The organism is Comamonas piscis, from assembly GCF_014109725.1.
Taxonomy (GTDB): Bacteria; Pseudomonadota; Gammaproteobacteria; order Burkholderiales; family Burkholderiaceae_C; genus Comamonas; species Comamonas piscis.
In genome coordinates this window covers 1,773,518-1,799,141 of the sequence record NZ_CP058554.1, presented here as the reverse complement: position 1 = coordinate 1,799,141, position 25,624 = coordinate 1,773,518, and the positions used below count along the sequence as shown (strand labels likewise).

23 protein-coding genes are annotated in these 25,624 nt (G+C 64.8%); 7 read left to right on the top strand and 16 right to left on the bottom strand.

Going from position 1 to position 25,624, the window contains the following annotated elements:
• Window positions 1–39: 39 nt before the first annotated feature.
• Both HS961_RS08065 and HS961_RS08060 read left to right on the top strand, forming a co-directional pair.
• Window positions 40–1,083 carry a transporter gene (locus HS961_RS08065; RefSeq protein WP_238347834.1) on the top strand — a complete coding sequence of 348 codons (1,044 nt, stop codon included), beginning with the start codon at window positions 40–42 and terminating at the stop codon, window positions 1,081–1,083.
• Between the two features lie 227 nt (window positions 1,084–1,310).
• Complete coding sequence (locus tag HS961_RS08060; protein WP_182327208.1) at window positions 1,311–2,558, top strand: putative Na+/H+ antiporter; 1,248 nt, start codon at window positions 1,311–1,313, stop codon at window positions 2,556–2,558.
• Here the strand turns inward: HS961_RS08060 and HS961_RS08055 are convergent.
• The 4 genes from HS961_RS08055 to HS961_RS08040 all read right to left on the bottom strand — a co-directional run bounded on the left by HS961_RS08055 (window position 2,553) and on the right by HS961_RS08040 (window position 6,905).
• Window positions 2,553–3,500 (bottom strand): rhodanese-like domain-containing protein, encoded by a 948-nt coding sequence (locus HS961_RS08055; protein ID WP_182327207.1) that lies wholly within the window; start codon window positions 3,498–3,500, stop codon window positions 2,553–2,555. The genes HS961_RS08060 and HS961_RS08055 overlap by 6 nt on opposite strands.
• 193 nt (window positions 3,501–3,693) lie before the next feature.
• On the bottom strand, window positions 3,694–5,208 hold the full coding sequence (locus HS961_RS08050; RefSeq protein WP_182327206.1) for a tripartite tricarboxylate transporter permease: 1,515 nt from the start codon (window positions 5,206–5,208) through the stop codon (window positions 3,694–3,696).
• The gene (locus HS961_RS08045) at window positions 5,208–5,792 is read right to left on the bottom strand and encodes a tripartite tricarboxylate transporter TctB family protein (RefSeq protein WP_182327205.1); all 585 of its coding nucleotides are present in this window, start codon (window positions 5,790–5,792) and stop codon (window positions 5,208–5,210) included. Before HS961_RS08045 ends, HS961_RS08050 begins: the two co-directional genes overlap by 1 nt.
• Before the next feature lie 153 nt (window positions 5,793–5,945).
• The gene (locus HS961_RS08040; protein WP_182327204.1) at window positions 5,946–6,905 is read right to left on the bottom strand and encodes a Bug family tripartite tricarboxylate transporter substrate binding protein; all 960 of its coding nucleotides are present in this window, start codon (window positions 6,903–6,905) and stop codon (window positions 5,946–5,948) included.
• A 135-nt stretch (window positions 6,906–7,040) separates the two neighbouring features.
• Between HS961_RS08040 and HS961_RS08035 the strand changes: the two genes are divergently transcribed.
• From HS961_RS08035 to HS961_RS08025, 3 genes are read left to right on the top strand one after another with little or no spacing between them, the layout of a single operon-like run.
• Window positions 7,041–7,736: a response regulator transcription factor gene (locus HS961_RS08035; protein ID WP_182328177.1), complete on the top strand. Its 696-nt coding sequence runs from the start codon at window positions 7,041–7,043 to the stop codon at window positions 7,734–7,736.
• A complete protein-coding gene (locus HS961_RS08030; protein WP_182327203.1) occupies window positions 7,726–9,201 on the top strand; it encodes a sensor histidine kinase in 1,476 nt (491 codons plus the stop codon). Before HS961_RS08035 ends, HS961_RS08030 begins: the two co-directional genes overlap by 11 nt.
• Window positions 9,202–9,220: 19 nt before the next feature.
• Window positions 9,221–9,613, top strand: a complete 393-nt coding sequence (locus HS961_RS08025; RefSeq protein ID WP_182327202.1) for an RNA-binding S4 domain-containing protein — start codon at window positions 9,221–9,223, stop codon at window positions 9,611–9,613.
• A 49-nt stretch (window positions 9,614–9,662) separates the two neighbouring features.
• Here the strand turns inward: HS961_RS08025 and HS961_RS08020 are convergent, their stop codons facing one another.
• The 6 genes from HS961_RS08020 to HS961_RS07995 form a co-directional block, all read right to left on the bottom strand.
• Entirely contained in the window at window positions 9,663–10,091 is a 429-nt protein-coding gene (locus tag HS961_RS08020; protein ID WP_182327201.1) for a type IV pilin protein, read from the bottom strand.
• Between the two features lie 11 nt (window positions 10,092–10,102).
• Window positions 10,103–13,663 (bottom strand): pilus assembly protein, encoded by a 3,561-nt coding sequence (locus HS961_RS08015; protein WP_182327200.1) that lies wholly within the window; start codon window positions 13,661–13,663, stop codon window positions 10,103–10,105.
• Between the two features lie 30 nt (window positions 13,664–13,693).
• Complete coding sequence (locus HS961_RS08010; protein WP_182327199.1) at window positions 13,694–14,485, bottom strand: pilus assembly PilX family protein; 792 nt, start codon at window positions 14,483–14,485, stop codon at window positions 13,694–13,696.
• A complete protein-coding gene (locus HS961_RS08005; protein ID WP_238347832.1) occupies window positions 14,482–15,312 on the bottom strand; it encodes a PilW family protein in 831 nt (276 codons plus the stop codon). The genes HS961_RS08010 and HS961_RS08005 overlap by 4 nt, the downstream gene beginning before the upstream one ends.
• A gap of 70 nt (window positions 15,313–15,382) precedes the next feature.
• Complete coding sequence (pilV, locus tag HS961_RS08000; protein WP_182327197.1) at window positions 15,383–16,054, bottom strand: type IV pilus modification protein PilV; 672 nt, start codon at window positions 16,052–16,054, stop codon at window positions 15,383–15,385.
• A gap of 3 nt (window positions 16,055–16,057) precedes the next feature.
• On the bottom strand, window positions 16,058–16,639 hold the full coding sequence (locus tag HS961_RS07995) for a GspH/FimT family pseudopilin (RefSeq protein ID WP_272956292.1): 582 nt from the start codon (window positions 16,637–16,639) through the stop codon (window positions 16,058–16,060).
• Window positions 16,640–16,819: 180 nt separating this feature from the next.
• On the opposite strand from HS961_RS07995, the gene ribD reads away from it, so the two are divergent.
• Complete coding sequence (gene ribD / locus HS961_RS07990; RefSeq protein ID WP_182327195.1) at window positions 16,820–17,950, top strand: bifunctional diaminohydroxyphosphoribosylaminopyrimidine deaminase/5-amino-6-(5-phosphoribosylamino)uracil reductase RibD; 1,131 nt, start codon at window positions 16,820–16,822, stop codon at window positions 17,948–17,950.
• 11 nt (window positions 17,951–17,961) lie between these two features.
• Here ribD and HS961_RS07985 read toward each other — a convergent pair whose 3' ends face one another.
• The gene (locus HS961_RS07985; protein ID WP_238347831.1) at window positions 17,962–18,213 is read right to left on the bottom strand and encodes a hypothetical protein; all 252 of its coding nucleotides are present in this window, start codon (window positions 18,211–18,213) and stop codon (window positions 17,962–17,964) included.
• 255 nt (window positions 18,214–18,468) lie between these two features.
• On the opposite strand from HS961_RS07985, the gene HS961_RS07980 reads away from it, so the two are divergent.
• Window positions 18,469–20,310, top strand: a complete 1,842-nt coding sequence (locus tag HS961_RS07980) for a phospholipase D-like domain-containing protein (RefSeq protein ID WP_182327194.1) — start codon at window positions 18,469–18,471, stop codon at window positions 20,308–20,310.
• On the opposite strand, the gene HS961_RS07975 is transcribed toward HS961_RS07980, so the two are convergent.
• From HS961_RS07975 to HS961_RS07955, 5 genes are all read right to left on the bottom strand, one after another.
• Window positions 20,299–21,312 carry a tRNA dihydrouridine synthase gene (locus HS961_RS07975; RefSeq protein WP_182327193.1) on the bottom strand — a complete coding sequence of 338 codons (1,014 nt, stop codon included), beginning with the start codon at window positions 21,310–21,312 and terminating at the stop codon, window positions 20,299–20,301. The genes HS961_RS07980 and HS961_RS07975 overlap by 12 nt on opposite strands.
• Window positions 21,313–21,380: 68 nt before the next feature.
• Window positions 21,381–22,601 carry a methyltransferase gene (locus HS961_RS07970; protein WP_182327192.1) on the bottom strand — a complete coding sequence of 407 codons (1,221 nt, stop codon included), beginning with the start codon at window positions 22,599–22,601 and terminating at the stop codon, window positions 21,381–21,383.
• 140 nt (window positions 22,602–22,741) lie between these two features.
• Window positions 22,742–23,272, bottom strand: a complete 531-nt coding sequence (locus HS961_RS07965; protein WP_021025922.1) for a GNAT family N-acetyltransferase — start codon at window positions 23,270–23,272, stop codon at window positions 22,742–22,744.
• A 390-nt stretch (window positions 23,273–23,662) separates the two neighbouring features.
• Window positions 23,663–25,099 carry an aldehyde dehydrogenase family protein gene (locus tag HS961_RS07960; protein WP_182327191.1) on the bottom strand — a complete coding sequence of 479 codons (1,437 nt, stop codon included), beginning with the start codon at window positions 25,097–25,099 and terminating at the stop codon, window positions 23,663–23,665.
• A gap of 86 nt (window positions 25,100–25,185) precedes the next feature.
• Complete coding sequence (locus tag HS961_RS07955) at window positions 25,186–25,527, bottom strand: hypothetical protein (protein WP_182327190.1); 342 nt, start codon at window positions 25,525–25,527, stop codon at window positions 25,186–25,188.
• Window positions 25,528–25,624 lie beyond the last annotated feature (97 nt).

Below are 25,624 nucleotides of genomic sequence, written 5' to 3'. Positions count from 1 at the left end.
GTTTGGCGAGGGGCTATCGCCCGTTCCCGGAGTGCTATCTTGACTGAACCCTTGCCGCGCGAGCCCGATACGGCTCCGCTGGTCTCCCCCCATGACAACAGCGGCCTGATCTGGGGCTATGCCTTTGATGGCACAGGCCCGGCCACCGCGCTGAATGCCGAGCAGGCGCAGGCTTGGCTGGCCGCGCCGCCCAGCAGCAGCGGCTTTATCTGGCTGCATTTCAACCTCTCCCATGCCCACTGTCTGCGCTGGCTGCAGCAGTATGCGGCGCTCGATGAGCAGTACTTCGAGGCCATGCGCGATGGCCTGGCCTCCACCCGTATCGAGCGCATGGACGATGCGCTGCTGGCCGTCATCAACGATATCGACTTCGACTTCCATTTCGAATCCAGCGACATCCATACGATGTGGATCCAGGCCTCGCCGCAGTGGGTGATCTCGGCGCGCGCCCACCCGCTGCGCTCGGTCGATGCGCTGCGCCAGCAGATCCGCCAGGGTGACACGCCCGAATCCAGCCCGCAGTTGCTGGAGCGCTTGCTGCGCGCCCAAGCCGATGTGCTGGTGCGCATCGTGCGCGATGTGACCCAGCGCGTGGACCAGATCGAAGACACCATGCTGAGCGGCCGCACCCATATGCGGCCGCGCCAGCTGGGCGTATTGCGCCGGTTGCTGGTGCGCCTGAAGCGCCTGCTGGCACCGGAGCCCTCTGCGATGTTCCGCCTGCTGCAGACGCCGCCACAGTGGATGCGCGACGACGACCTGCATGCGCTGCGCGCAGCCAGCGAGGAGTTTTCCGTGTTTCTGCGCGATATGCAGTCGCTCGAAGAGCGCATCAAGCTGCTGCAGGAAGAGATTGCCGCCGGCACCAACGAGGACACCAACCGCTCGCTCTACACCCTGACAATGATCACTGTGCTGGCCCTGCCGGTGAACATGATGGCCGGCCTGTTTGGCATGAATGTCGGCGGCATTCCGCTCAGCCAGGACCCGCTGGGCTTTTGGCTGCTGCTGGGCGTGATCGTGGTGTTTTCGCTGATCGCGGCGCTGTGGCTGCGCAACAAGCGGCGCAACCCACCCTCTTGAGTGGGCTATGAATCCGCATAAAGACATTGAAAACCTATATTTGATTATTTTTTTGTAAAATAGCGGGCTTGGGTGTCGTCACATAGGGTGTAGCGGCAGGTTGTTAGCGAAGGTCGGGCCGCCTCGCTGGAACCCTGTTGCCTGTACCGGTTTGCCCGCCGCGCACTGACATCCTGTCTGTGCAAGGCTGCTTGCCAACCGCTGCATGCTTCTGCCCAAAGCACACCATGTTGTCCATTGAGTATCTGGCGGCCGGCATTTTTGCCATCGCGCTGCTCCACACCTTTCTCGCCAAGCAATTCGAGCGCCTGTCGCACCGCTACCCGCGCCATGCGGGTGTTTTCCATCTGCTGGGCGAAGTCGAGATCGTCTTTGGTTTCTGGGCCATGGTGCTGATTGTGGTCATGGCCCTGGCCAGCAGCCCCGCAGAGGCGATTGACTATGCCGAATCGCGCAACTACACCGAGCCCCTGTTTGTGTTTGTGGTCATGGTCATGGCGGCATCGCGGCCGATTGTGCTGACGGTGCAGCGCCTGCTGGCCCGCATGGCGGCCGCCACGCCGCTGCCCACTGCCCTTAGCCTGGCTTGGCTGGGACTGGCCGCCGTGCCCTTGATGGGCTCGCTGATCACCGAGCCGGCAGCGATGACGATTGCCGCACTGACCCTGGCGCCGCTGGTGTTTACCCCGCAAATGCCCACCCGCATCAAGTACCTGGCCTTGGGCGTGCTCTTTGTCAATATCTCCATTGGCGGCACCCTCACCTCTTACGCGGCACCCCCGGTGCTGATGGTGGCAGCAACCTGGGGCTGGGACAGCGCCTTTATGCTCAGCCACTTTGGCTGGAAGGCTGTGATCGCAGTGCTGGTCAATGCCAGCATCGCCACCTGGTACATGCGCCGCCATTTTCTGGAGATGCCGCAGACGGAACAAGCGCAGGCCTCCGTGCCCTTCACCGTGCTGGCGGTGCATGCGGCCTTGCTGGCGGCCGTGGTTGTGCTGGCCCACCATCCGGTGCTGTTCCTCGCGGTGTTTCTGCTGTTCCTGGGCTACACGCATGCCTACGCCCAGCACCAAAGCCCGCTCATCCTGAAAGAAGCGCTGCTGGTGGGGTTCTTTCTCGCCGGCCTCGTCGTCCTGGGCGGCCTGCAAAGCTGGTGGCTGCAGCCGCTGGTGGCCAGCATGGCGCCGCTGGTGCTTTTCTTTGGCGCGCTGGGCCTGACAGCTATTACCGACAATGCCGCACTCACCTACCTGGGCGCGCAGATCGAGGGCATGAGCGATGCCGCCAAGTACATGCTGATGGCCGGTGCCGTTGCCGGTGGCGGTTTGACGGTGATCGCCAATGCACCCAACCCCGCTGGCGTGGCCTTGCTCAAGCAAGGGTTCAGCAATGCCTCCATCAGCATTGGCGGCTTGCTGCTGGGCGCCTTGCTGCCCACCGCCATTGCGGCGCTGGCCTTCCTCTGCCTATAAAGCGGGGCTGGTTGCGGCGCCGCCATGCACCTGGTAGCCCGCATCCACCCAGGCATCGATACCGCCCAACAGCGGCCGCACGCGGGCAACCCCCGCGCGGCGCAGCAGCTGGGCGATGCGCGCGGCAGATACCTCGTTAGGGCAGGCGCAGTAAACGATCACCGAAGCCTCGGGATCGATGGCCGGCAGCCGCGCACCGCGCAGATGCGGATCATAGGAATGCGCGCCGGGAATGTGGGATGCCTCGAACGCCGTGCCTGCCCGCACATCCAAGATGACGGGCAGATCGCCACCGCTGAGCATGCCATTGAGCTCATCGACCGTCAGCCGCTCCATGCGCAGCGAGCGGATCACCTGGCGGCGGCTCCACCAACGGCGTGCAATAAACACCGCAAATGCAATGCCCAGCAACAACAGGCCCCACTGGCCGAGCTGCGCCAGCACGGCCAGCAGGTCCTCGACCGTGGAGCTGAACAGCCCTCCCAGCAACACGGCCGAACCCACCCAGAGCAAGGCGCCCAGGCCATCGAACAGCACAAAGCGGGTTGGCGAGGTGCCGACTGCGCCGGCCAGCGCGCTGGCAATCGATGCAAAGCCGGGCACAAACTTGGCAATCAGCAGCGACTTGGCGCCCCAGCGGCTGTAGAGCGATTCGGTGTTCTGCACGCAGGAATCGGGCGACAGCGACACCTTGCATACCCTGGCCAGCACCCGCCGGCCGTACCGCCGGCCCATCGCATACCAAACGCCATCTGCTATCAATGCCGCCAGCACCGCCACCGCGATCAGCAGCAACTGCTGCGACAGCGAATCGCCGTGGATGGCGCCGGTAACCATCAGCACCGGATAGGCGGGAATGGGCGCGCCCAGCTGCTCGATCAGCACATTGAGAAATACGATGCCAACACCGTATTCGCGCACCAGGGCAACAATGAAATCCATGAATGCAGGCCGTTTCCACGCTGCCTTGGCAGCACCAGTTTGTAATCTGTGAATGGTAGGCCATGGCACAGGCACTGCCTAGCTCGCAAATGGGCAATACAGTGTTGCAGCACCGGAACGCCCAACAAGGCCTTGGCATAAAAAAGGCACCCCGCAGGGTGCCAAGAGAAGGACCGGTGAAAAGTGCCGGGGATCAAGCCGCTGCAGTTTGCAGCGCCTTGCGCTTGCCCATCCACTTGAGGACGCGGGGGACAATCAGCACCGCCAGCACAATGATGATCAGGGTCAGCGACATGGGGCGCTGCAGGAAGATGGTCCAGCTGCCCTCGCCAATGGCAACCGCGTTGCGCATTTGTGCCTCGGCCAGCGGGCCCAGGATCATGCCGACCACGACAGGTGCGGTGGGGAAGTCAAAGCGCCGCATCACCACACCCAGCACGCCAATGCCCAGCAGCAGGAACAGATCAAAGGTGCTTTGGCGCATGCCATAGGCGCCGACGGTGGCAAAAATCAGGATGCCGGCATAGAGCTGCGGCTTGGGGATCTTCAGCAGCTTGACCCAGATGCCCACCATCGGCAGGTTCAGCACCAGCAGCATCACATTGCCGATGTAGAGCGAGGCAATCAGCGCCCAGACCAGCGCCGCCGAGCTGGTGAAGAGCTGGGGACCGGGGTTGATGCCGTAGTTCTGGAACGCGCCAAGCAAAACGGCGGTGGTGTTGCTGGTAGGAATGCCCAGGGTCAGCAGCGGAATCAGCGCCGCCGTCACCGTGGCATTGTTGGCGGCCTCGGGGCCGGCCACACCTTCGATGGCGCCATTGGTGCCGAACTCGGCCTTGTCCTCGCCCTTGGCCAGCTTTTTCTCGGCCGCATAGCTCAGAAAGGTCGGTATCTCCGTGCCGCCCGCCGGGATGCAGCCAAAGGGCGTTCCAATGATCGTGCCACGTATCCAGGCGGGCACCGAGCGCTTCCAGTCGCGGCGCGTCATGTGTACGCGGCCCATGGTGTTCTGCGTGTCGCGGGTCTTGGCCTCATACAGCGCAAAGTACAGCACCTCGGCCACCGCAAACAGGCCCACTGCGACCAGCACGATGTCGATGCCATCGAGCAGCTCGGGCTTGCCCATGGTGTAGCGCGCTGCGCCGGTGATCTGGTCCATGCCGATGCAACCCACGGCCAGGCCCAGGAACAAGGCCGTCAAACCCCGCAGGCTGCTTTTGCCCAGCACCGCGCTCACGGTGGTAAAGGCCAGCACCATCAGCATGAAGTACTCGGGCGGGCCCAGGCGCACCGCAAACTCGGCCACCGTGGGCGCAAACAGGGTCACCACCACGGTTGCAATCGTGCCGGCCACAAAGGAGCCAATGGCCGAGGTGGCCAGCGCAGCACCGGCGCGCCCGCTCTTGGCCATCTTGTTGCCCTCCATCGCCGTCACCATGCTCGCCGTCTCCCCTGGGGTGTTGAGCAGGATCGAGGTGGTGGAGCCGCCATACATGGCGCCGTAGTAAATGCCGGCAAAGAAGATCATTGACGCGGTAACCTCGACCTTGGCGGTGATCGGCAGCAGCATGGCCACGGCCACGGCGGGCCCAATGCCGGGCAGCACGCCGACTGCCGTGCCCAAGGCACAGCCCACCAGCGCCCAGAGCAGGTTCACTGGCGTCGCCGCCGTCATGAAGCCTTGAATCAGTGCATTGAAAATTTCCATCACAGCCACCCTGTCTCAGTCAGTCCGGGCAAGTTGATCGCCAGGAATTGGGTAAAGGCCCAGAACACGGGCGCAGAAATCAGCAGACCCGTGACCAGGTCCTTGCCCATGGTCTTGAACGAGCCCGCCTGGGTTTGGCCGGTGGCCCGGCGCAGCCCTTGCGTGGCCAGCACATAGCACAGGCTGCAGCTGAGGATGAAGCCCAAGGTGGTGATCAGCGCCGCGCTGCTGATCAGCCCTGCGCAGACCCAGGTGAGCGCACCCCAGTCGCCATGCTGGGCGCCATCGGGTGCATCCAGGTGGCGATAGCCACCGGTCAGCGCCTCCCAGCACAGCCAGATGCCGCACAGGCCCAGCACGCTGGCCGACAGCCAGGGCAGAAAATCTGGCCCCACGCCGCTGTAACCCGCCTGCGATGGGATGTGCAATGCCCCCCAGGACAGCAGGCCGGCGATCACCAATACGGCTATGCCGACCAGCAGCTGCGAAGTGGTGCGCGGCGCGTGCGCATGCTCAAAAGCCTCCGGCGCAGGCGCGGCTGCGCCAGGGGCGTCGGGGCGCGAAGAATCTGCGGTGTTGCTCATCATGAAACTCCTGAAAAAATCAGCCTGCCTCGCCCTCGCCACCCAGCAGGCGGCAACAGCCCAGCCAGGGACCGGGCCAAGCCGGTACCTCAGACGGGGACAAAGGGAGAGCAATGCGCGGGGCATGGCCGCCAAGGGCCATGCCAGCTGCGCTTAGACCATGCCTGCGCGGGTCATGGTGTCTTTGAGATTGGCGAACTCAGCGGTGACAAACTGGCTGAACGCATCACCCGCCAACCAGGCCGAGGTCCAGTCGTTCTTCTTCATCGACTCTGCCCAGCTGGCGCTCTTGGTGGCTTTCTCCAGCATGCTGATCAGCTGTGCGCGCTGGTCGGCCGAGATACCCGGCGCGCCATACACGCCGCGCCAGTTGCCGATTTCCACATCAATGCCCTGCTCCTTGAGCGTGGGCACGGTCGAGCCTTCCAGGCGCTGGGCCGAGGTGACTGCAATCGGGCGCATCTTGCCGGTGGCGATGTACTCGGCAAACTCGCTGAAGCCGCTGCCGCCCACGGTGACATTGCCACCCAGCACCGCCGCAATCGCCTCGCCGCCGCCCCGGAAGGCGACATAGTTGATCTTGGCCGGGTCCACGCCGACGGCGCGGGCAATCATCGCAGCGGCAATGTGCTCAGTGGAGCCGCGCGAGCCACCACCCCATTTGACGGAGCCCGGGTCTTTCTTGAGCTGGGCCACCACCTCGGCCATGCTCTTGAACGGAGAGTTGGCAGGCAGCACAAACACGTTGTATTCGCTGGTCAGGCGCGCCAGCGGCGTGGCCTGGTTCAGATCGACCGGTGGCTTGCCAGTGATGATGCCGCCCAGCATGACGGCGCCCATGACCATCATCGCGTTGGCATCGCCCTTGCTGCCGTTGACGAACTGCGCCAGGCCAATGGCACCCGCTGCGCCGCCCTTGTTGTCGTAGGTCACGGCGCTGGCAGCACCGGCATCCTGCAGGGCCTTGCCCAGCGCGCGGCCGGTCGTGTCCCAGCCGCCACCCGGGTTGGCGGGCAGCATCATTTTGACGTTGGTGGCCGCCTGGGCAACCATCGGCAGGGTGCCGGCAGCGGCCATGGCCAGCAAAGATTTGAGGAACGCATCACGGCGCATGCTTGTCTCCAGTTTGGTGTTGTTAGTGCTTGAATCATCGCGACCCTAGCTGTCAAATGGCTGTCAGCCAGGCCTGCTATTCCTAGGGAAAACACTGAGCCCGGGGCCAGGCGCGAATTGGTGCAAACTCCCGCCATGCACCTCTTGCTGATCGAAGACGACCCCACCATGCAGACCACCTTGCAGCGCACCTTGCGCCGGCGCGGCATGGAGGTCACTCCCATCACCGATGGAGGTGCAGCGCTGCCGGCCTGGCGCCGGCTGGCACCCGATGCGGTGGTGCTGGACCTGAGCCTGCCGACGATGGACGGGCTGGAGATCATCGCCAAGGCACGCAGCGAGGGCCTCAGCACCCCTACCCTGATCCTGACTGCGCGGGGCACCGTCGGCGACCGCATTCTGGGCCTGAACTCCGGCGCCGATGACTACCTGGCCAAGCCCTTTGACCTGGATGAACTCGAAGCGCGCATCCGTGCGCTGGTGCGGCGCGCGCAGCCGCAGGTGACTGAGGCCGCAGTCCCGGCTGCCAACGCCGGCATGGCACTGCGCTATGACAAGGCCTCCGAATCCTTTTACTGGCAAGGCCGCTTATTTGAGCTGACGCCGCGCGAGGTCGCGTTCCTGCGCGTGCTCAGCCAGTCCATGGGCCAGGCGGTGACCAAGGAGCGCCTGTTTGGCGCCGTCTTCGCTGAGGAGAGCGATGTGCAGCTTGAAGCGGTCGAGGTGGTGGCCTACCGGTTGCGCAAAAAACTGGCTCCCACCCACATGCAGCTGATGACCTTGCGCGGCCTGGGCTACCTGCTCAAGCCCGGCGCTGCCGATGTGGCGTAAATCGGCCAAGGCGCCCAGCCGCGCGCCATCGCAGGCACCGCGTATCCGCTCGCTGCGGCGCAGTCTGCTGCTGGGCATTTTGCTGCCGGTGGTGGTCTTCATCATCTACAACACCAGCAGCCTCTACCGCCAGTCGCTGCAGGCCGTCAACACCGCCTATGACCGCAGCCTGCTGGCATCGGCCAAGGTGATTGGCGAGCAGCTGACGGTGTCGGGCTACGACGAGCTGGCGATTGTTGATTCGGCCGTACCCTACTCGGCGCTGGAGGCCTTTGAGGCGGACAACCAGTCGCGGCTGTTCTACCGGGTCTCCAACATGAGCGGCGAGCTGATTGGCGGCTTTGCCGAGCTGCCCATTTGGCGCGGCCGCATTGCCCAGCAGCCACCGTATGCGGCGCTGGTGGATTTCTACAATGCGGAGTTCCGGGGCATGCCGGTGCGCATGGCCGCGTTGCTGCAACCGGTGGCCAGCGCCACCGGACGCGGCATGGCGCTGATCCAGGTGGCAGAGACCTTGGAAATCCGCGAGTCGCTCGCCCGCGATGTGCTCTGGGGCACCTTGGTGCAGCAAGCTTTGCTGTTTTGCTGCATTGCCTTGGTGGTGGTAGTGGTGGTGCGGCGCGCCACCTTGCCGATCCTGCAGCTGAGCGAGCAGCTCAATGCCCGCAGCGACCATGCGCTCGAACCCCTTAAAACCCCGCTCGACACCCCGTCGGAGATGCTGCCACTGGTCGATGCCACCAACCGCGTGATGGCCAGGCTCGCGCACCTGGTGCAACACCAAAAACGCTTTGTGCGCGATGCCTCGCACCAGCTGCGCACGCCGCTCGCCGTGCTCAAGGTGCAGGTGCAATCGGCCCAGCGCGGCGATGTGGAGCCCGAACAGGCGCTGAGCGAGATTGCGGCCACCGTGAACCGGGCCACCTTGCTGGCCAACCAGATGCTGTCGCTGGCCAAGGTCGAGCAGCTGCACCAGTCCGAGCACATCCAGACCGTCAGCCTGACGGCCATTGTGCGCGACATGGTGATCGAGCTGTCACCGCTGTTGGCTGACAAAAACCTCCAGTTCGAGCTGCAAAGCGAGGAAGTGCTACTGCCTTCGCACCCCTGGATGCTGCGCGAGCTGGTGCGCAACCTGCTGCACAACGCCATCCAGCATTCGCCGCCCAACGCCCCCTTGCTGCTGCAACTGGCACAGCAAGGCCCATCGGCCACCCTGCGCATCAGCGATTGGGGCCCTGGTGTCAGCGCCGAGATGCAGGCGCGGCTGACCGAGCCCTTTGTCAGCGGCAACCTGCGCGATGGCTCGGGCCTGGGCCTCGCCATCTGCCACTCCATCGTCACCGCGCTGGGCGCCCAGCTGTCGCTGCACAACCGGCTGCACCATGGGCTTGTCCAAGGTTTCGATGCTGTAGTAGAGTTCAAGCCGAATGCCTTACCCCTTGCAGAAGATGCCCCACACTGAGACTGATTCGTCCCCGTCCATGCGTATCGACAAATGGCTGTGGTGCGCCCGCTTTTACAAAACCCGCGCCATTGCGGTGGAAGCCATCCACAAGGGCCATGTGAAGGTCAATGGCACAGTGGCCAAGCCCTCCAAGGAAGTGCGCGCCCAAGACACCGTCGAGCTGCTGCAGGCCCAGACACCGCGCACCGTCGCCGTGCTGGGTATGGCCGCTACCCGCGGTCCGGCGCCCGCCGCCCAGCAGATGTACGAAGAGACCCCCGACAGCATCCGCCAGCGCGAGCTGCTGGCCGAGCAGCGCCGCCTGGCGCCCGAGCCTGCCAACAGCCTGCAAGCCGGCCGCCCCACCAAAAGAGACCGGCGCGACATGCAAAACCTGCGCAGCTGGAACGACCGCTGGAGCGCACAGTAGGCCTCTGCGCATGCGGCCGGTGGTGAGTGGTGACCACGCCGCCTGAAGATCAGCGCCAGCAATCCGCCGTACTGCTGCCCTCCGCCAGCTGCAGATTGCCCAACTGCCCATCGTGCATGAGGGTGTAGTTGCCACAACGGTCCTGGCCCTGCGCGCCCGCCCGGCGTGTGGCCACCAAGGTATAGCGTGCAGGGCTATTGCCGGCGGCAAAACCAATGGTGTAGCGCTTGTCCGGCAAGTCCTGCCAAGTCAGCGCAGCCGGCAGCTCCAGCGGATAGACGCCATTGGCTGTGGCGGCGCGCTCCAGCCATTGCGCTGCATCAAATAGCCCCGTTCGGGCCTCCGTGCGGTGGCCGCGGCGCAGGTATTCGCTGTAACTGGGCAGCGCCACGGCACTCAAAATGCCAATGATGGCCAGCACCATCATCAGCTCGATCAGTGTGAAACCGGCGCTTCGGCCGACTGGGTTGGCGGGCATGGTTGCAGCTTTCATCGGGCGTGGCGCCAGCTAGGCCGTATCGGCACCTCAGGCAGATCGCGCAGCGCTTCGCCATCGATGCGGATGCGCTGCTGGCCCTCATCGTCGCGCACGCGGAGCATCGCATGCGGGCCTGCGCCCAACGACATGCGCGATGCCTGGCCATCAGACTGCCCGTCATACAGGGCATCGCCATCGGCATCCAGCAGCTGCAAGCGTGGTCGCAGGCCATCGATGATGTTGAGCAGGCTGAAATACTGGCGTGCTGCCGCGCCTTCCACGGGCTCGCAACGCTCCTGGCCAGGTACGCCATCGCGGGCATGCACAGGCACCTCGCTGATCACTGCCAGCAGGTTGCTGCCGCTGTAGAAGCCCAACGGCTGCAGCAGGCGTTCTCCGGCCTCGGGCAGGTCCAGGTACCAGCCTCGGTGCTGGTTCCAATCCAGCGCATCGGCGCCTTCGCTTTCGTCCATGGTCCAGAACCTGCGGCTATCGCTGCTGCGTGCGGGCAGGGCTTGGGGGTTAACGCGGCGCTGCAGCAGCTGGCTTTGCGCCACCGGCGTGGGCAGATCGGCATCGCTGCCCAGCGCCGACTGGCATTCGGCGTCGGCCGCCGAGGCACATACCTCCACCCGCTCGCCGCGCTCGCCCACCCGTTTGTAGCGGCTGTTATCGAGCACGGCATACAGGCTTTGCACACGGTCGTCCTGCGGATCCTGCCGGGTGATATTGCGGCCGGTGCCAAACGCTACCATCAGGCCGCCAACGGGCACCTGGCGCTGGGCGCCCGCTTGCTGCAGCGAACGCAGCCGGTCATTGCTGCGCACCAAGGGCGCCGTGCTGATGGGCTGGGGCTGGCTGCGCTGCGCGGGGTTGCTGCGCTGGCCGCCCCTCGCCTGGTAGAGCGGCACGCCGGCGGTTGCATGGTTGCTGGTGGTGGCCGCCAGCGCCCCCCACTGCGCCACGCCCCAAGCCTGGTCGTTGTCGGCGCTGATCAGGAACTTCCAGAGATTGCCCTGGTTGTCGCCGGCATAGACCACATCGGGGCGGCCATCGCCATTGATATCGACCAGACGCGCGGCTGACAGGCCGTTGTCCTGTGCTGCGCTTGCGCCGTTCGCCACCAGGCGCAGCAGCTCTTGCGCGCCATCCAGGTACTGGATCAGCAGCACCGGCCGCCCATTGGCGCTGTTGTAGCCATTGCCCAGCACCAGCGCCCAGCGGCCGTTGTTGAGCTGGGCGATCTGCGTGCTGCGCTGCGGGTCGATATCGTCTCTGGCGGGGCTGGCGGTGATATGGCCAATATCGGCAAAGGCGTCGGCCAGGCGCACGCAGGCTTGCTGGGCCAGGCCCGACTCGGCATCGCAGCGGGGTGCGGATTCCTGCGCATGCCAGCTGCGGTCCATCAGCACCAGCTCTGCTGCCTGCGCCTCGGCAAACATCGTCTCGGGCTCGGTCACATCCAGCACAAAATAGCCCTTGCCACCGGCACCCAAGGTGCCCGCCAGCAAGCTGCGCCAGTGCGGATTGCTGGCGCTGCCCAGGTTGGCATCACCTGCCAGCGGAGAGCCATCGACAAAATAGCGATGCTGGGCATCATAGGCCGTGCTGGTCAACGCACGCAGACTGGGGATCACGCCCCGGGGCACATAGGCTATTTTCTCTTCGCCGGTCAGCGCAGAAAAGCCGTGCAGCATGCCGGCATTGCCGCCGACATAGAGCATCGGCAAGCGGTTTTGGTGGCGCAGCACAAAGTCGATATAGCCTGCATCGCTGTAGCGTGCAGAAGGCTTGCCCAGGTACCAGATCTGCGAGTGAACAATATCGCCCTGGCGTGACTGCCGGTTGCGCAGGCTGCCGCCATGCTGTGCTTCATGGCGGCGCTCGCCGCGCAGGTAATCAAGGCGCTGCGCAGCACCCACCTTGCCCTGGTCCCCATCGGTATGTCCTTGCAGGGCCTGCTTGTGCGCCGCGCTCAAATAACTCTCATCTGCAGCCCAGCGAAAGGGCACCCCGCGCTGCTGCGCATCGCCCCAGCTGAGCACCAGGCGCTGCTGCCAGGCTATGGCATCGAGCTTGTCCGCTGTGGTTTGCCCACCCCATCCCGGCGCAGGCTGCAAGCGGCCATCGCTGCCCATGGCCTGGGCCTGGATTGCGCCCGACCAGGCCCGGCCCGGGTCGTAGCTGGCGGTAAACAGCAAGGCATCCTGCGCAATGGCCTGGCTGGCGCTGGCGGCACCGGTGCTGGCTTTGGCTGCGCCCAGCGTGCCGCCTGCATGCTGGGCCTGTATATCGGCCAAGATACTGCGCAGTGCCGCCGCCACATCGCTAGCATCTGTCGCGGCATAGAAGCGACCCCGCCCATTGATCGCCGCATGCCACAGGTCCAGCGCACGCACGCCCTCGCCTTGCGCCTGCATATCGGGCCAAACGGCATCCCCTTTGGCCAGCGCTGCAAAGCTGCCGTCATAACCGAATGGCAGTTGCTGCGTAGGTGCCAGGATCTGTGCCGCCCCGGGCCAGGTGCTGGCATCCCGCCCAATGCCTACCGTATAGGTTTGCAGATGCGGCCAGCTGGCAGGGTTGTAGCGGGGGTTCCAGTAGCGCTCCAGCACGGCAGACTGGCCGAGGCCATCTGCAAAACGCTCGCGGGGCGGTGCATGGCGGTAGTCCGCTTCAGGCGCCAGACTGCCGATCAGGCCTGCACGCTGCAAAGGATCGGCCCAGCTGCGAAAAGCCCAGTCGGCCAGGGTACTGGACACCGTATCGCTGTAGAGCGCGGTGGCGGCCCTTTGCGCGGCGCTGCCACCGCCGTAGACCTGGCCATCGGGCAAGGTTTTGCCGCGTGTGTGGTCGTCTTGCGCACCACCCGTTGCTGGGCCATCCCAGCGGCTGCCGGCCAGCACAATGTGGTAGTTGCGGCGGCAACCCAAGTAGCTACTGCTGGCCGCAGTGGCCGCACCCGGTTGGCTGGACCAGGGCCCTTGCGGACTCAGGGGCCGGCGCAGGTAAGCATCGGCCTGGTCGAACAAATGGTGCAGATCACTGCTGTGGCCGGTGCTGAGCGAGTCGGCAAAGGCCAGAAATTGCTGGCGGTGGCGGCCTTGCAGGGCCTGCATGCCGTTGCTCGCCAGGCGCGGGCTATTCACCGTGCTGGCCCCGGGCCTGCGACGCTGGCCTTGCACCATCCCACCCTGCCCGCCGCCGGGTGCGGCGCCATGGTTCCACATCGCTTGCCAGGCCAGGCGGATCGCACCATCGGGCAGTTGCTGTCCGTCGCCCAATACGGCCTTCAGCGTATGGCGCAGCACGGCCATGCGCTGCGCCCGCGCATCCCAGCTGCCATCGCCATCCGGCGCGGTGATGCGGGCCAAACCGGGCTCGGTGCTGCCCATGCGGCGCTGCATCGCTGCCGAGTCATCAACGGAGACGATAACATTGGGCGTTACCACCGTGCGGGCACCGCCGGTAGGCTCGGTGGCCAGCTCCAGGGGCCAGGCGGCAGCGGGCAGCAGAGCGATGCAGGCCAGGGCCATCTGGCCAGCTGTTGGGGGGTGGTGGCGTGAAACCATGCCTGTTCTTTTTCCATTCATGTCTGCCTCTCAGTCTTTACGCCGGGGGCGGGCGTAGCTCTGCTCCACCACCACCAAGGTGTCCGGCTTTCTGCCAAAGGCCACTGCGGTGATGCGGTACACCACATGCGGCAGCAGACCCACCAGCTCCAGCTGATGGCTTGGCGCATTGCTGATCAAGCCGGGCTTGCTGTCGATATAGGGAATGACCTCGATCCAGTACCAGCCGCCCGCTTCAGCCTCGGCGCGGTCGGCCAGGATGGGGTGGGCGGGTTGGGCCGCATCGCCCAGTTGCGCACCGGTGTACTGGCCATAGCGCGCACCGCTGCCGCCCCGCATCAGCGCAAACAGGTCTTGCTCGCCGGGGCGCCGAGGCGCAGTGCCAGCTGCTGGCGCGTTCCAGATATCCTGGCGACCCACACGCTTGGCACAAAGCGCATCGATGCAGCGCTGCGGCTGGGCGCTGAGCGCCGCCAAAAAGGCCGGCACATCGGCGTTCTCCAGTGGCAGCTTGGTAGCGCCACCGCTGCGGCAGACGCCGGCTGCAGCACCGCGCGGCAGGCCGCCATAAGCGCAGGGACGGCCATCGGCGCGTTCCCCTCGGATGTCCAGCTCGGCATCCAGCAGCAGGGCTTCGGCGGCCTCAAACGCCCGTTGGTAATCGGCATCATTGCCGACCACCCGCTCGCCATACCAGGCTGTGCGTGCGGCCCATAAGGCCAGCAGTATCGACAGCATGCTGAACACCAGCACCGTCAGCAAAGCCGCCCCTCTTGTGCGTGGCAGACCACCGCGATGGTGCAAGCGGGCTGCGATGCTCATCGGCTGCCCTGGCTGCGCAACTGGAACAGGTTGCGGAAGACGCGGTGCATGCGCCCTTTACGCGCTGCGGGCAGATCTGCCACTGCCACCCATGTGCCGTCGCAGTCGGTATAGCCACTGCCGGCGGGCAGCGCGGCAGAGGGATTGCCAAAAAGCACCAGGCACACCTCCACCGCCACCACCTGGGACCAATCGCGGCCCGCCTGCTGCGCAGTCACATACTGCAGCTGCGGAGCGGCTGCGCCCTCCGCTTGCATGCGCAGATAGCGCAGGCGAAAAGCCGCCACGTTGTCTACCAGCGGTTGGAGTGAAGCTGCAGTGTCGTTGCCGCCACAGCGCAGCACATGGCCACGCAGGCGAAAGAGCGATTCCAGGCGCAGATCGGGATTGGCATCCACCGGCCCGCCCAGGCAGTTGCGGGCCTGCGCAGCCAGGCCCGATTGGGCGAAAACGGGCTCTTTGTAACGCCGGGAGCCGGTCACCAGGCTGTTGTTGCCGCCCCGCAGCGCATCGGTTTGGGGCACATAGCCGCGTGCGCCTCCGGCGGCGGGGGCGGCCGTCTCGAAGGCCACGGGCGTCAAGGCGGCGCTGGCGGATCCATCGGCGGCCACAGGCAGTTGCAGGTTCAAATACAGGCTGCCCGACTGCCGCAATTGCAGGCCAATGGTGCGCAAAGCGTAGCTGGCCTGTTGCTGCAAATGGCTGGCATCGCTGACGGTGCCCGCCACACTGCGCGATGCCAGCAAAGCCACGCTGGCGGCGCCCATGACGGCCAGGCCCAGCGCCATGCCTACCAGCAGTTCGATCAGGCTAAAGCCCCGCTGCAAGCGGCCGGCCTGGCGCGCATGGACAGACCGCCCTCCAGGGCGACATGCAGGACGCCTGCGGCCCGGCATATCAAGTCCCCCCGCAGTGGTAATGCACGGCGCTGCCCATGCGCTCTGCGGTACAGCGTGCGTTCAATGCCAGGTACTGCAGATGGCAGGTGTAGCGCTGATCGCCGTCATCATCCTGGCAGACGACCTCGCCGCCGCGCTCCCCTTCGCCCGGGCTCTTGGTGGCATCGACCGGATTCCGGTACCGCGCCAGGGCGCTGCGGCCCGCAGGGGCATGCGCACTTTCGCGCCAGCGCAGCATCACCCCCAGTTGGCGCCGGTTGGCCGCTATGTTCTCGCCAGGCGCCAAAAAAATCCTGGACTGCCCCAGCGGCAAGCTGCGCTCCACCTGCAAGCGCCACTGCGCCAGCTCATGGGATGCCAGCTCAGCGGCGCTGCAGGGCTGGGCGCTGCAAGCCTTCGCCGAGGGTGCAGCCGTTGCTGGCTGCCAGTCGCTCACATAGCGCTCCAGCTGGTCCCAGGCATGCGGGTTGGCGCGCATGCGCTCAGCCAGGTCTTCGATCAGGCGTATGGCCTGCACACGCCGGGTACTGGTCTGCGTATCGGCGAGGGTGCGCAGTTGGATGGCGAGCATCGCCAGCACGGCGATGACCAGCAGCAGCATGGCAATCAGCGACTCCAGCAAGCTGATGCCTCGCGAGAAGCAGGCCTGGGGGTGGGAGGGCATGCGCATGGCTCAGTTCCTGGACGTGCACGATGCGGCATCGCCCATTCGCACGCGGCCACCTCGGCTGGTGCACAGGCTTCGGGCCGCGGCATCCTCCCAGGACTTGCCCTTAGGCGCCAGTGCAAAGCTGAAACCCGCCAACGGCATGCCCCAGCGGTCAAAGCGGATGGATTCGCCCAGGCTGCTGCGCTGCACCTGCAGGCCTCGAAGGGTTTCAAACCGCTGCAATACCGGCGCACCATCGGCGCATGCCTGGTCACCCAGCGCATGCACACAAACCTGCCAGCCGCAGCTCCAGTCATGGCTGGTGGCGGCGGGCTGGCAATGCATGCTGTCGGTGATTCGCTGCAAGGCCACCCGTCCACTGCGCTTGATGGCCTCGGAGCGCGCCAAGAAAATGGCCGAATGCATGGCCTCCAGCGATTGCCGCACCCGCCAGCGTTGCAAAAGCCCGCTGAAACTGTGCGCGGCCAGGCTCGCGATGATGGCCAGGATGCTGATGGTGACCAGCAGCTCCACGGCAGTCAGCCCTCGCTGGCAGCACAAGCGCTTTCTATAGCTCAATAAATAAAATAAAACTATTGGATTCATATTTTTGATTATTTGTTTTTCAACCCTCGGCGTAAAGCGTTAGACCATTTAAAAATTAAATGCCAACAGCCCACAAATGCCGGTGCATAGAGAGGGCGCGGTGTTGGGCCGATAATCGGCAAGCTGGCCGGCGACTGACTGCAAGCTGCCTAGGTGCCGGCCCTATTGCGACAAAGCTCCATGACTGATCTACCGATGCAAACCGCGCTGGACCTGGCTGCCAGCGCCCTGTTTATTACCTCTCCCAATCCCCGTGTCGGTTGCCTGCTGGTGGCTGCAGATGGCCAGGTCATCGGCCAGGGCCACACCCAGCGTGCGGGCGGGCCGCATGCGGAAATCATGGCCTTGCGCGACGCCGCAGCCCGGGGCCACAGCACGGTGGGCGCGACCGCCTATGTCACCCTGGAGCCCTGCGCACACCATGGCCGCACAGGCCCCTGCTGCGATGCGCTAGCCGCGGCCGGCATTGCCAAAGTGGTGGGCGCCATCACTGACCCGAACCCGCTGGTGGCTGGCAATGGTTTTGGCCGTCTGCGTGCCGCCGGGGTGGAGGTAGTGGTCTGCACGCCTGAGGATGGCGGTGAGGCCTCGCGCGAACTCAATATCGGCTTTTTCAGCCGCATGGTGCGCAAACAGCCCTGGGTGCGGCTGAAGGCCGCCATGTCACTCGATGGCGCCACCGCCTTGCCCGATGGCAGCAGCCAATGGATCACCGGCGAGGCTGCCCGTGCCGATGGCCACCACTGGCGGGCCAGGGCCTGTGCCATCTTGACCGGGGTGGGCACCGTGCTGGCCGATGACCCGGCGCTGGATGTGCGCTATGTGCAGACCCCGCGCCAGCCGCGCCTGGTGGTTCTGGACAGCCAATTGCGCACCCCTCCCCGGGCCCGCATATTTGCCGCCGAACGCGAGGTCTTGGTCTACACCCGCAGCAATGACAGCGCTCGCCAAGCGGCGCTGGAGGCCGCTGGCGCCACCATTGTCCAACTGCCCGCTGTAGCGCCCCAAGCCGCAGGTTCAGACTCCCGTATCGACCTAGCCGCTCTGATGCAAGACCTGGGCGCCAGAGAAGTCAACGAGCTGCATGTAGAGGCCGGCGGCATTCTGAACGGCGCGCTGCTGCAGGCGGGCCTGGTTGACGAATGCCTGCTGTACCTGGCGCCCAAGCTGTTGGGCCAGGGGCTGGGCGCCTTTGGTGGCATGGCACTGCAAGGGCTCGACGAGGCCACCGCGCTGGACATCCGCTCCATTGAACCGCTGGGCGCTGACCTGCGCATCCTCGCACGCGTGCAAGGACATGGATCGTTTTGACTGTTGGATGGCTAGCTGGCGTAGCCCAGGCAAGCACCGGCATTGGGCAGGCCCTTGCATTCCCGCAGCAGACGCCGATCGCGTTCGGCCTTGGTTTCCGCACTGCTGCTGCGCTGGCGTTTGATCTTGACCTTGGCGGGCTTGCTCGTCGTCTGGCTGGCCTCGGTCTTCTTCTTTTTGCGTGCGGCCCAGGCGTCGCCCGGTGGCAACGCGATGGCTAGCAGCGCCAAGGCCAGCATATAAAAACCCAGTGATCGGTGCATGGCTGCTTTTCCTCTCTATCAATGAATGACTATCCAATGGTTATTTCTATCGTACAGAGGCAGTTCGCCAACCGCTGCGCGCACAAACCCGGGGCTTGCCGCACAGCAGCCGCAGCCCAGCTGTGATGGCGTTGCGAAACCACGACGTATGCCGTGCCCGCATTTGTACGACAGCGCCGCTAAAGCAGGCGCGCATCCACCGTGACGGCCCGCACTCCCGCACAATAGCGGCAGCCCCCTGACTGCCCCGCTGCCATGCCGACTGCCCCGCTAAAACCCGCCTCGTCCCCGTTCGCTGCCCCTGCGGCCTCACCGCTAAAGCGACTGCGCCACCAACTGGCGCTGGTAGTGGCAACCTGCGTGCTCGCAGGCTGCGCCAGCAAGCTGCCCGCCCAAGTCGACAGGCCCGTCTCATCCGCCCAGCCACCTGCGGCCAGCAGCCCGTTGGTGCAGATCAGCCAACAGCGCCAAAAGGCCGAAAACAAGGCGGGATCGGGTGTTTCGGGCTTCGAGATACTGGCAGGCGCGCAAGCGGCCTATGGCGCTCGCCTGGCGCTGGTGCAAGGCGCCAAGCACACCCTGGATGTGCAGTATTACGCCATCCATGCCGATGCCAGCACCGCGCGTTTGCTGGAAGGGGTGGTGAATGCCGCGCGCCGAGGGGTGCGCGTGCGTGTACTGCTCGATGATTTCCACGGCACCGGCCGCAATGCGCAGGTGATGCGCCTGGCGTTTGAGCCCAATATAGAGATGCGGATGTTCAACCCGCTGCCGGGTGACCGCGATTCGACCATCAGCCGCATGTGGAATGCGGCCACCGACTTTCAGCGCGCGCAGCAGCGCATGCACAACAAGCTGTTCTTGGCCGACAACGTGATGGGCATCATGGGTGGCCGCAACCTGGGCGATGCCTATTTCGACAACGACGAAAGCTCCAACTTTCTGGACACCGATGTGCTCATCATGGGCCCCTCGGTGCAGGACCTGTCCAGCAGCTTTGACAGCTACTGGAACAACGAGCGCGCCTACCCGGTGCAATCGCTGATCAGCAAGCAGGCGCTGGAGGACATGCAAAAGTCCTTCCGGGAACGCGCGCTGCGCAGCAATGACGAAGACACGTCAGAGACCTCGGCGGCGCCTGCGGCGCAAACCGCACAGGCCGCATCAGGCGGCGCACGGCCTTCTCCGCCCGATGGTGAGCCCCGCCCCGATGGCGACATCACGCCCGAGCAGCGTGAACGCGCCTGGGACATGAAACCGGTGGATTTGCGCTCGGTGCCACTGGTCTGGGCCCATTCGGTCGTGCTGGCGGATTCGCCCAGCAAGATACCGGCGGTGGATTCCGATGGCCAGACCATTCCGATGAGCGCAGCGCCTGGCATGCTGGAGAACAAGCGCCTGAGCCAGCTGCGCGCGCTAGCCGAAACCCGCAACCCCGGCCACATCCCCAGTGCCGATTCGGTGGTCGATGGCCTGGTGCAGCTGCTCAGCTACGCCAAAAAGGATTTGCTGATTGTCTCGCCCTACTTCGTGCCCGGCGAATCGATGCGCCAGGCTTTCAAAGAGGCTGTGCAACGCGGGGTGCGTGTGCGCGTCCTTACCAACTCGCTGTCGTCCAACGATGCGCCGATTGCCCATATCGGCTATGCGCGCTACCGCGAAGAACTACTGCGTGATGGGGTTGAGCTGTATGAGCTGGTCAGTGACGAGAGCGACTTGCGCGCCGCCTTTGGCCTGGGCAGTGGCCAGAACAGTTTTCGCGAAGGGCGCCGTGTGATGCTGCACAGCAAGGTGCTGGTGCTTGATGGCCAGCTGCTGGTGGTGGGATCGATGAACCTGGACCAGCGCTCCAAGCTGCAGAACACCGAGATTGCAGTGCTGGTGCGCAGCCGCAAGCTCTCTGGCCAAGCGGGCGGCATGATTGAAAAAGGGCTGGAGAGTGCCGCCTGGCGCGTGGTGCTGAAGGATGGCGACCTGCTTTGGCAGGCACCGCAAAACACCCGCTTGAAAGACCAGACCACCGAGCCCGATGCCAGCCTGCCGCTGCGGCTGATGCTCAAGATCATCAGCCCCTTTACCCCTGATTCACTGCTGTGATGGGAGTGTGGCCGGACTGGCAGCCAAGCACTGCTGCTGCAGCTCTTCCAGCCACAGGCTGATCGCTGCCTGGTCCGTCATCACCCGCACATGCTGGTAAGCGGCCTCGGCCTCGGGGAAGGCCCGGCGCATCAGATTTAGCCACTGCTTTAAACGCCCAGCGCGCTGGCGTGGCTCCAGGTCCGCGCAGACCAGCTGCCAAAACCGCAGCAGCGCGGGCAGCAGGTCCGGCCATTGCACATCGCGCATGCCTGCGGGCATCGGCAGGCCATCGCGCTCGGCCACGGCTTTGCGGATGCGCCAGGCCAGGCCCGGGTCGGCGACAATGCCGCGCCCAAGCATCAGGTCCTGGCAGCCCGATTCGGCCTGGCAGCGCAGGGCATCGTCCACGGTCCAGATTTCGCCATTGGCAACCACGGGGATGCTGACCGCTTCGCGGATGCGCGCAATCTGGTCCCAGTAAGCCGGTGGGCGGTAGCCATCGAGCTTGGTGCGCCCATGCACCACCAGCTCGCAGGCACCGGCCTCTTGCATGGCCAACGCGCAGTCCAGCATCAAAGCCCGGTCGTTAAAGCCCAAACGCATCTTGGCGGAGACCGGCATCGCTGCAGGCACCGCACCGCGCACGGCTGCCACCACCGCATGGATGGCGCTGGGGTCTTGCAGCAGCGCCGCACCGCCGCCGTGGCGGTTGACCACTTTGGCAGGGCAGCCAAAGTTCAGATCGATGCCCTCGGGCGACAAGGCCGCCAGTTGCGCGGCATTGGCCGCCATGCTGGCTGCATCGCTGCCCAGCAGCTGCGCACGCACAGGGGTGCCTGCAGCGGTGCAGCTGCCATTGCGCAACTCGGGCATGGTGCGCAGGTAGACCTTGTCGGGCAGCAGGCTGCCGGTGATGCGGATGAACTCCGACACGCAGCGGTCCGCACCGCCCAGGCTGGTGAGCACATCACGCAGCACAAAATCAAGCAAGCCCTCCATGGGCGCCAGCAGCAAACGCATCTCTAGCCTCGTTCAGCAGCCCATCATGGACGGCAGCAAAGCCGGCGGCACGGCCTTCTTGATGGACATTACCAACCCACCTGCAGACGCCACAAGGTGGTCATCTCGGCCGCGCGGGCCTGGTGGAGCGGGTTGGCGGAGTCTTGCGCCTTGGCATGGCGCGGGCGGATCTGGTTCTTGCCCACCACCTGCAAGCCGGCCTCGGCGATCCAGCTGAGCAGCTCCTCACGGCTGCGCAGACCCAGGTGCTCGGCAAAATCGGACAGGATCAACCAGGCCTCGCCACCGGGTGCCAGGTGGGCAGAGACGCCGGCCAGAAAACCACGCAGCATGCGGCTGCCTTCGTCATACACGGCACGTTCAACCGGCGCGCTGGGCTTGGCAGGCACCCAGGGTGGGTTGCACACCACCAGCGCGGCCTTGCCCTCGGGGAACAGATCGGTTTGCGCCAGCTCCACCTTCTGGTCCACGCCCAGGCGCTCCAGGTTCTCACGCGCGCAAGCCAGCGCACGCGGATCGGTATCGGTGGCCACAATCTTCTGGATGCCACGGCGGGCCAGCACGGCAGCGATGACGCCGGTACCCGTGCCAATGTCGTAGGCCAGCGACTTCTTGGCGAGCGCGGTAGGCAGCGGCGCTTGCGCGATCAGGTCGACATACTCGCCCCGCACCGGCGAGAACACGCCGTAGTGCGGATGGATGCGGTCATAGCCCTTGGGCGCCAGCTTGGCCAGCGCAGGGATCTCCACACCCTTCTTGCGCCACTCATGGGCGCCCACCAGGGCTTGCAGTTCGCGCAGGGACACCACCTGGCCCAGATCGCCCTCGGGCGCACCCCAGGCATCCGCGCAGGCGGCTTGCACCTCAGGCGCGCGGCGCAAGGCAATCGCGTACTGCGCATCCATGCCAATCAGCACCATCGACAGCACACGGGCGCGCTGCGCCTGCAAGTGGCGTTGCTGGTGAAAAGGCAAGGCCACCTGCGGCGTAGGCATGCCGGAGGCGGAAGGGGCCGCCGGCTTTTTCTTGGCCTTGCGCTCGCCCGTCTTGTCCAGACGGCGTGCCAGCGACTGGAGCAGCATGCGGGCGTTCTGGAAATCGCCGCGCCACAGCAGCGCCGTGCCTTGGCAAGCCAGGCGGTAGGCCACATCGGCCGGCATGGTGTCATCGGCCAGCACAACACGCGCAGAAGGCGCAGTGCCGCGCTCGCAACGCCAGCGTGCGCTTTGCGGCTCGCCGCCCTCTTCCCATTGGATGGTGGCGAAACTCTCTGGCTGGGCAGTGGTCATAAAAATGCTTTCGGGGGCAGACCAGCACCAGGCCGCTGCCAAAGGGGGAAAAACAAAGAGGCCGTCCAAGACGGCCTCTTGAGAGCAAGACGCCGCTCGCGCTGCCGCAGCAGACGCCAAGCGCATCCCGCCTGCAAGGATCAGCGGTTCATCAACGAGCGCTGCATGCGCACTTCTTCGATCTTGATCGCGCCCACGGTGGCGGTCTTGGCCGTCGACATTTCGCGCTTGAAACCAGCGGATTCATGGAAACGCAGAGCGCGCTCATTGCGCAGCGGCACCCATGCCGTTACCGAGGTACAGCCTTCTTCGGACAGGCCATCACGCGCCGCATCCCACAGTGCCACACCGACGCCCTGGTCCCAGTGCGTAGGGGCAGCATAGATGGCCCAGATTTCACCCGTGGTGGGGCGGGTCTTGGCATCGCGTGAGCGGTCAAAACCGATGAAACCGACAATCTTGTCGTTCTCAACGGCGACCTGAACCTGGGGCTCGCAGTACTCGATGGCTTCGCGCCAGTAAGCCTGGCGCTTCTCAACAGAAGAGATGGATTTCAACTGGTCATCGGGCAAAACGCCGCGATAGCTTTCAACAGAAGCGGCTGCATGGATTTGGGCAATGGCTTTGGCATCACGGAGAGTTGCGGGACGAACCTGGATAGTTTCAGACATGGATAACCGAAAACAAAATTCAATGAATTAACCAAAAAGCACGTATATCTCGTCGTACACTGCGACCATCACGCCCGGCCGGGTGTCAAGTGTTTTTGATGGAGCACCCTGAGGCTCAACATCCATCCACTTGCAACACACCATGGCTCACGCAGCATCAGCAAGCAACCGTGCATTGCTGATGGCTTTTTTAAGGGCATATGGAAGAGTCAGCGCGGGAACAGCGCGCTGCAGAGATATGGTGCGCGAAAGCCGGCCATTGTCTCACTCTTGACATCATTTGGGTAGCCCCACAATGGCGTTGTAGGTCAATTTGTGCAGGGGTTTGCAAATGCAGACATTTGCGCTAGGCGTTTACCCTAGCGCCACCTCCCCATAAAGATCAAGTAGTTAGCGCTTGGTTCGGCGGTAAATTAGCCGCATCAGCAGATCAAAGCGCCGGCCATAAGGCGGATACAGCCATGCCGCTGCCGACCAGCCCCCTTGGCGCAGCACTGGCTTGGCGTGCGAGAAGCGCATAAAACCGTACTGGCCATGCATGGCGCCCCAGCCGCTGTGCCCCCAACCGCCGAAAGGCAGCTCGGCATGAGCGAACTGCAGCAGGCAGTCATTCATGCACATGCCGGCGGCCCGCACCCGCTGCGCCGCATCCAGGCCCTGCCGGCGGTCTTGGCCAAACCAGTAAAACGCCAACGGTATGTCGCCCTGGTTGATCGCCGCAATCGCCTCCTCGCGGTCGTCATACTGCAGCACCGGCAGCACCGGGCCAAAGATCTCTTCCTGCATCAGCTGCATCTGCGCCGTCACCCCCAGCACCAGCGCGGGCGCCAACTGGCGGCTGATGCCGTCGCCAATGCGGCTTTGCGACACTGCATCCCCAGCGCCTTCCAGGCGAATCACCTGCGCCCCCGCTTGCTCGGCCTGGGCCAGCATGCCCAGCACCCGGCTGGCGTGGGCCGCATGGATGACCGAGGTGTAATCGGGGTTGCCTTGCTGCTGCGGGTACATGGCCTGCACCGCTTGGCTGTAGGCCTCAACAAAGGCCGACGCGCTGCTCCGCGGCAGCAACACATAATCAGGCGCAATACAGGTCTGGCCGGCATTCAACAGCTTGGCATGGGCAATTTTGCGCGCCGCATCCGGGATGTCGCAGCTTTGCTCCAGCAGGCAGGGGGATTTACCACCCAGCTCCAGGGTGGTCGGCACCAGGTGGTTGGCAGCGGCCAAGGCAACCTTGCGCCCCGTCGCCGTGGAGCCGGTAAACAGCAGGTGGTCCAACGGTAGTGCTGCCAGCTCGGCAGAGGCGCCTGCATCGCCAGCGAGCACCGCAACTTCATCATCGGCAAAATAGCTGGGCACCAGCTCGGCCAGCAAGGCCATGGTTTCGGGCGTGTATTCGCTGGGTTTGATGATGACGCGGTTGCCGGCAGCCAGCGCACTGATGGCGGGCCCCAAGGCCAGCAGCAAGGGATAGTTCCAGGGCGCAATCACCCCAACTACGCCCAGCGGCATGGCCTGCAGCCAGGCCCGCGCAGGCCAGAGCTGCAAGGGGGTGGCCACCCGCTGTGGGGCCGCCCAGCGCCGCATGTGCCGCAGCGCTTGGCGCAGCTGGCTGTGCAAGGGCATCAACTCGGTAAAGGTGGTGACCCGCGCCGAGCGCTGGCCAAAATCGGCCTGCACGCTGGCGCAGAGGCGCTCTTCATTGTCCTGCAGCAGCTTTTGCAGGCGCAGCAAGCGCTCGCGCCGCAACAGCAGCGGGGTGTCTGTCTGCGCGCGGGTGGCGGCACGCATGGCTGCAAACCGGCTGTGCAACTCGCTCACATCCATAAACGCGATCCCATAAAAAAACCCGGTCTGCATCAGGCACAACCGGGCTTTGCACGAACCACAGGCCGCAGCCTGCGTCAGGTCAGTCAGTGTTGCGAGCGGATCTCACGCGGCTCCACATCGGTCACGTCGATCACGGCCGAGCGCATGCCAGATGGGTTGCCAGCCGTCTCAGCGCTGCGAGCGCCCTTGTTGGCCGACCAGCGGGCGGTGCTGCGGTAAACGGTGGTCCATCCCGAGGCTGGATTCATCTTGAATGCAAAGGGAGCGACAGGCTTGCCAGTGACTTTGGCCCAGAGCAGGCGCACGGTCCACAGCATGGCAGCAATCGCGGCCACGACCATCAGACTGACAAAAAACACCAGACCCGCCAGCACCATGGCGATTCGCAAAGTCCAGCTCACTACGGTTGCCAACAACTCGTTCAACGCATTTCCTTTCATCGCTGCAGGGCAGCGCTTACTAGCCATATTAGGCCGATGCCAGGGTTTTTCAAGCCCTGGCCGTGTCAACAAGCATATCGCA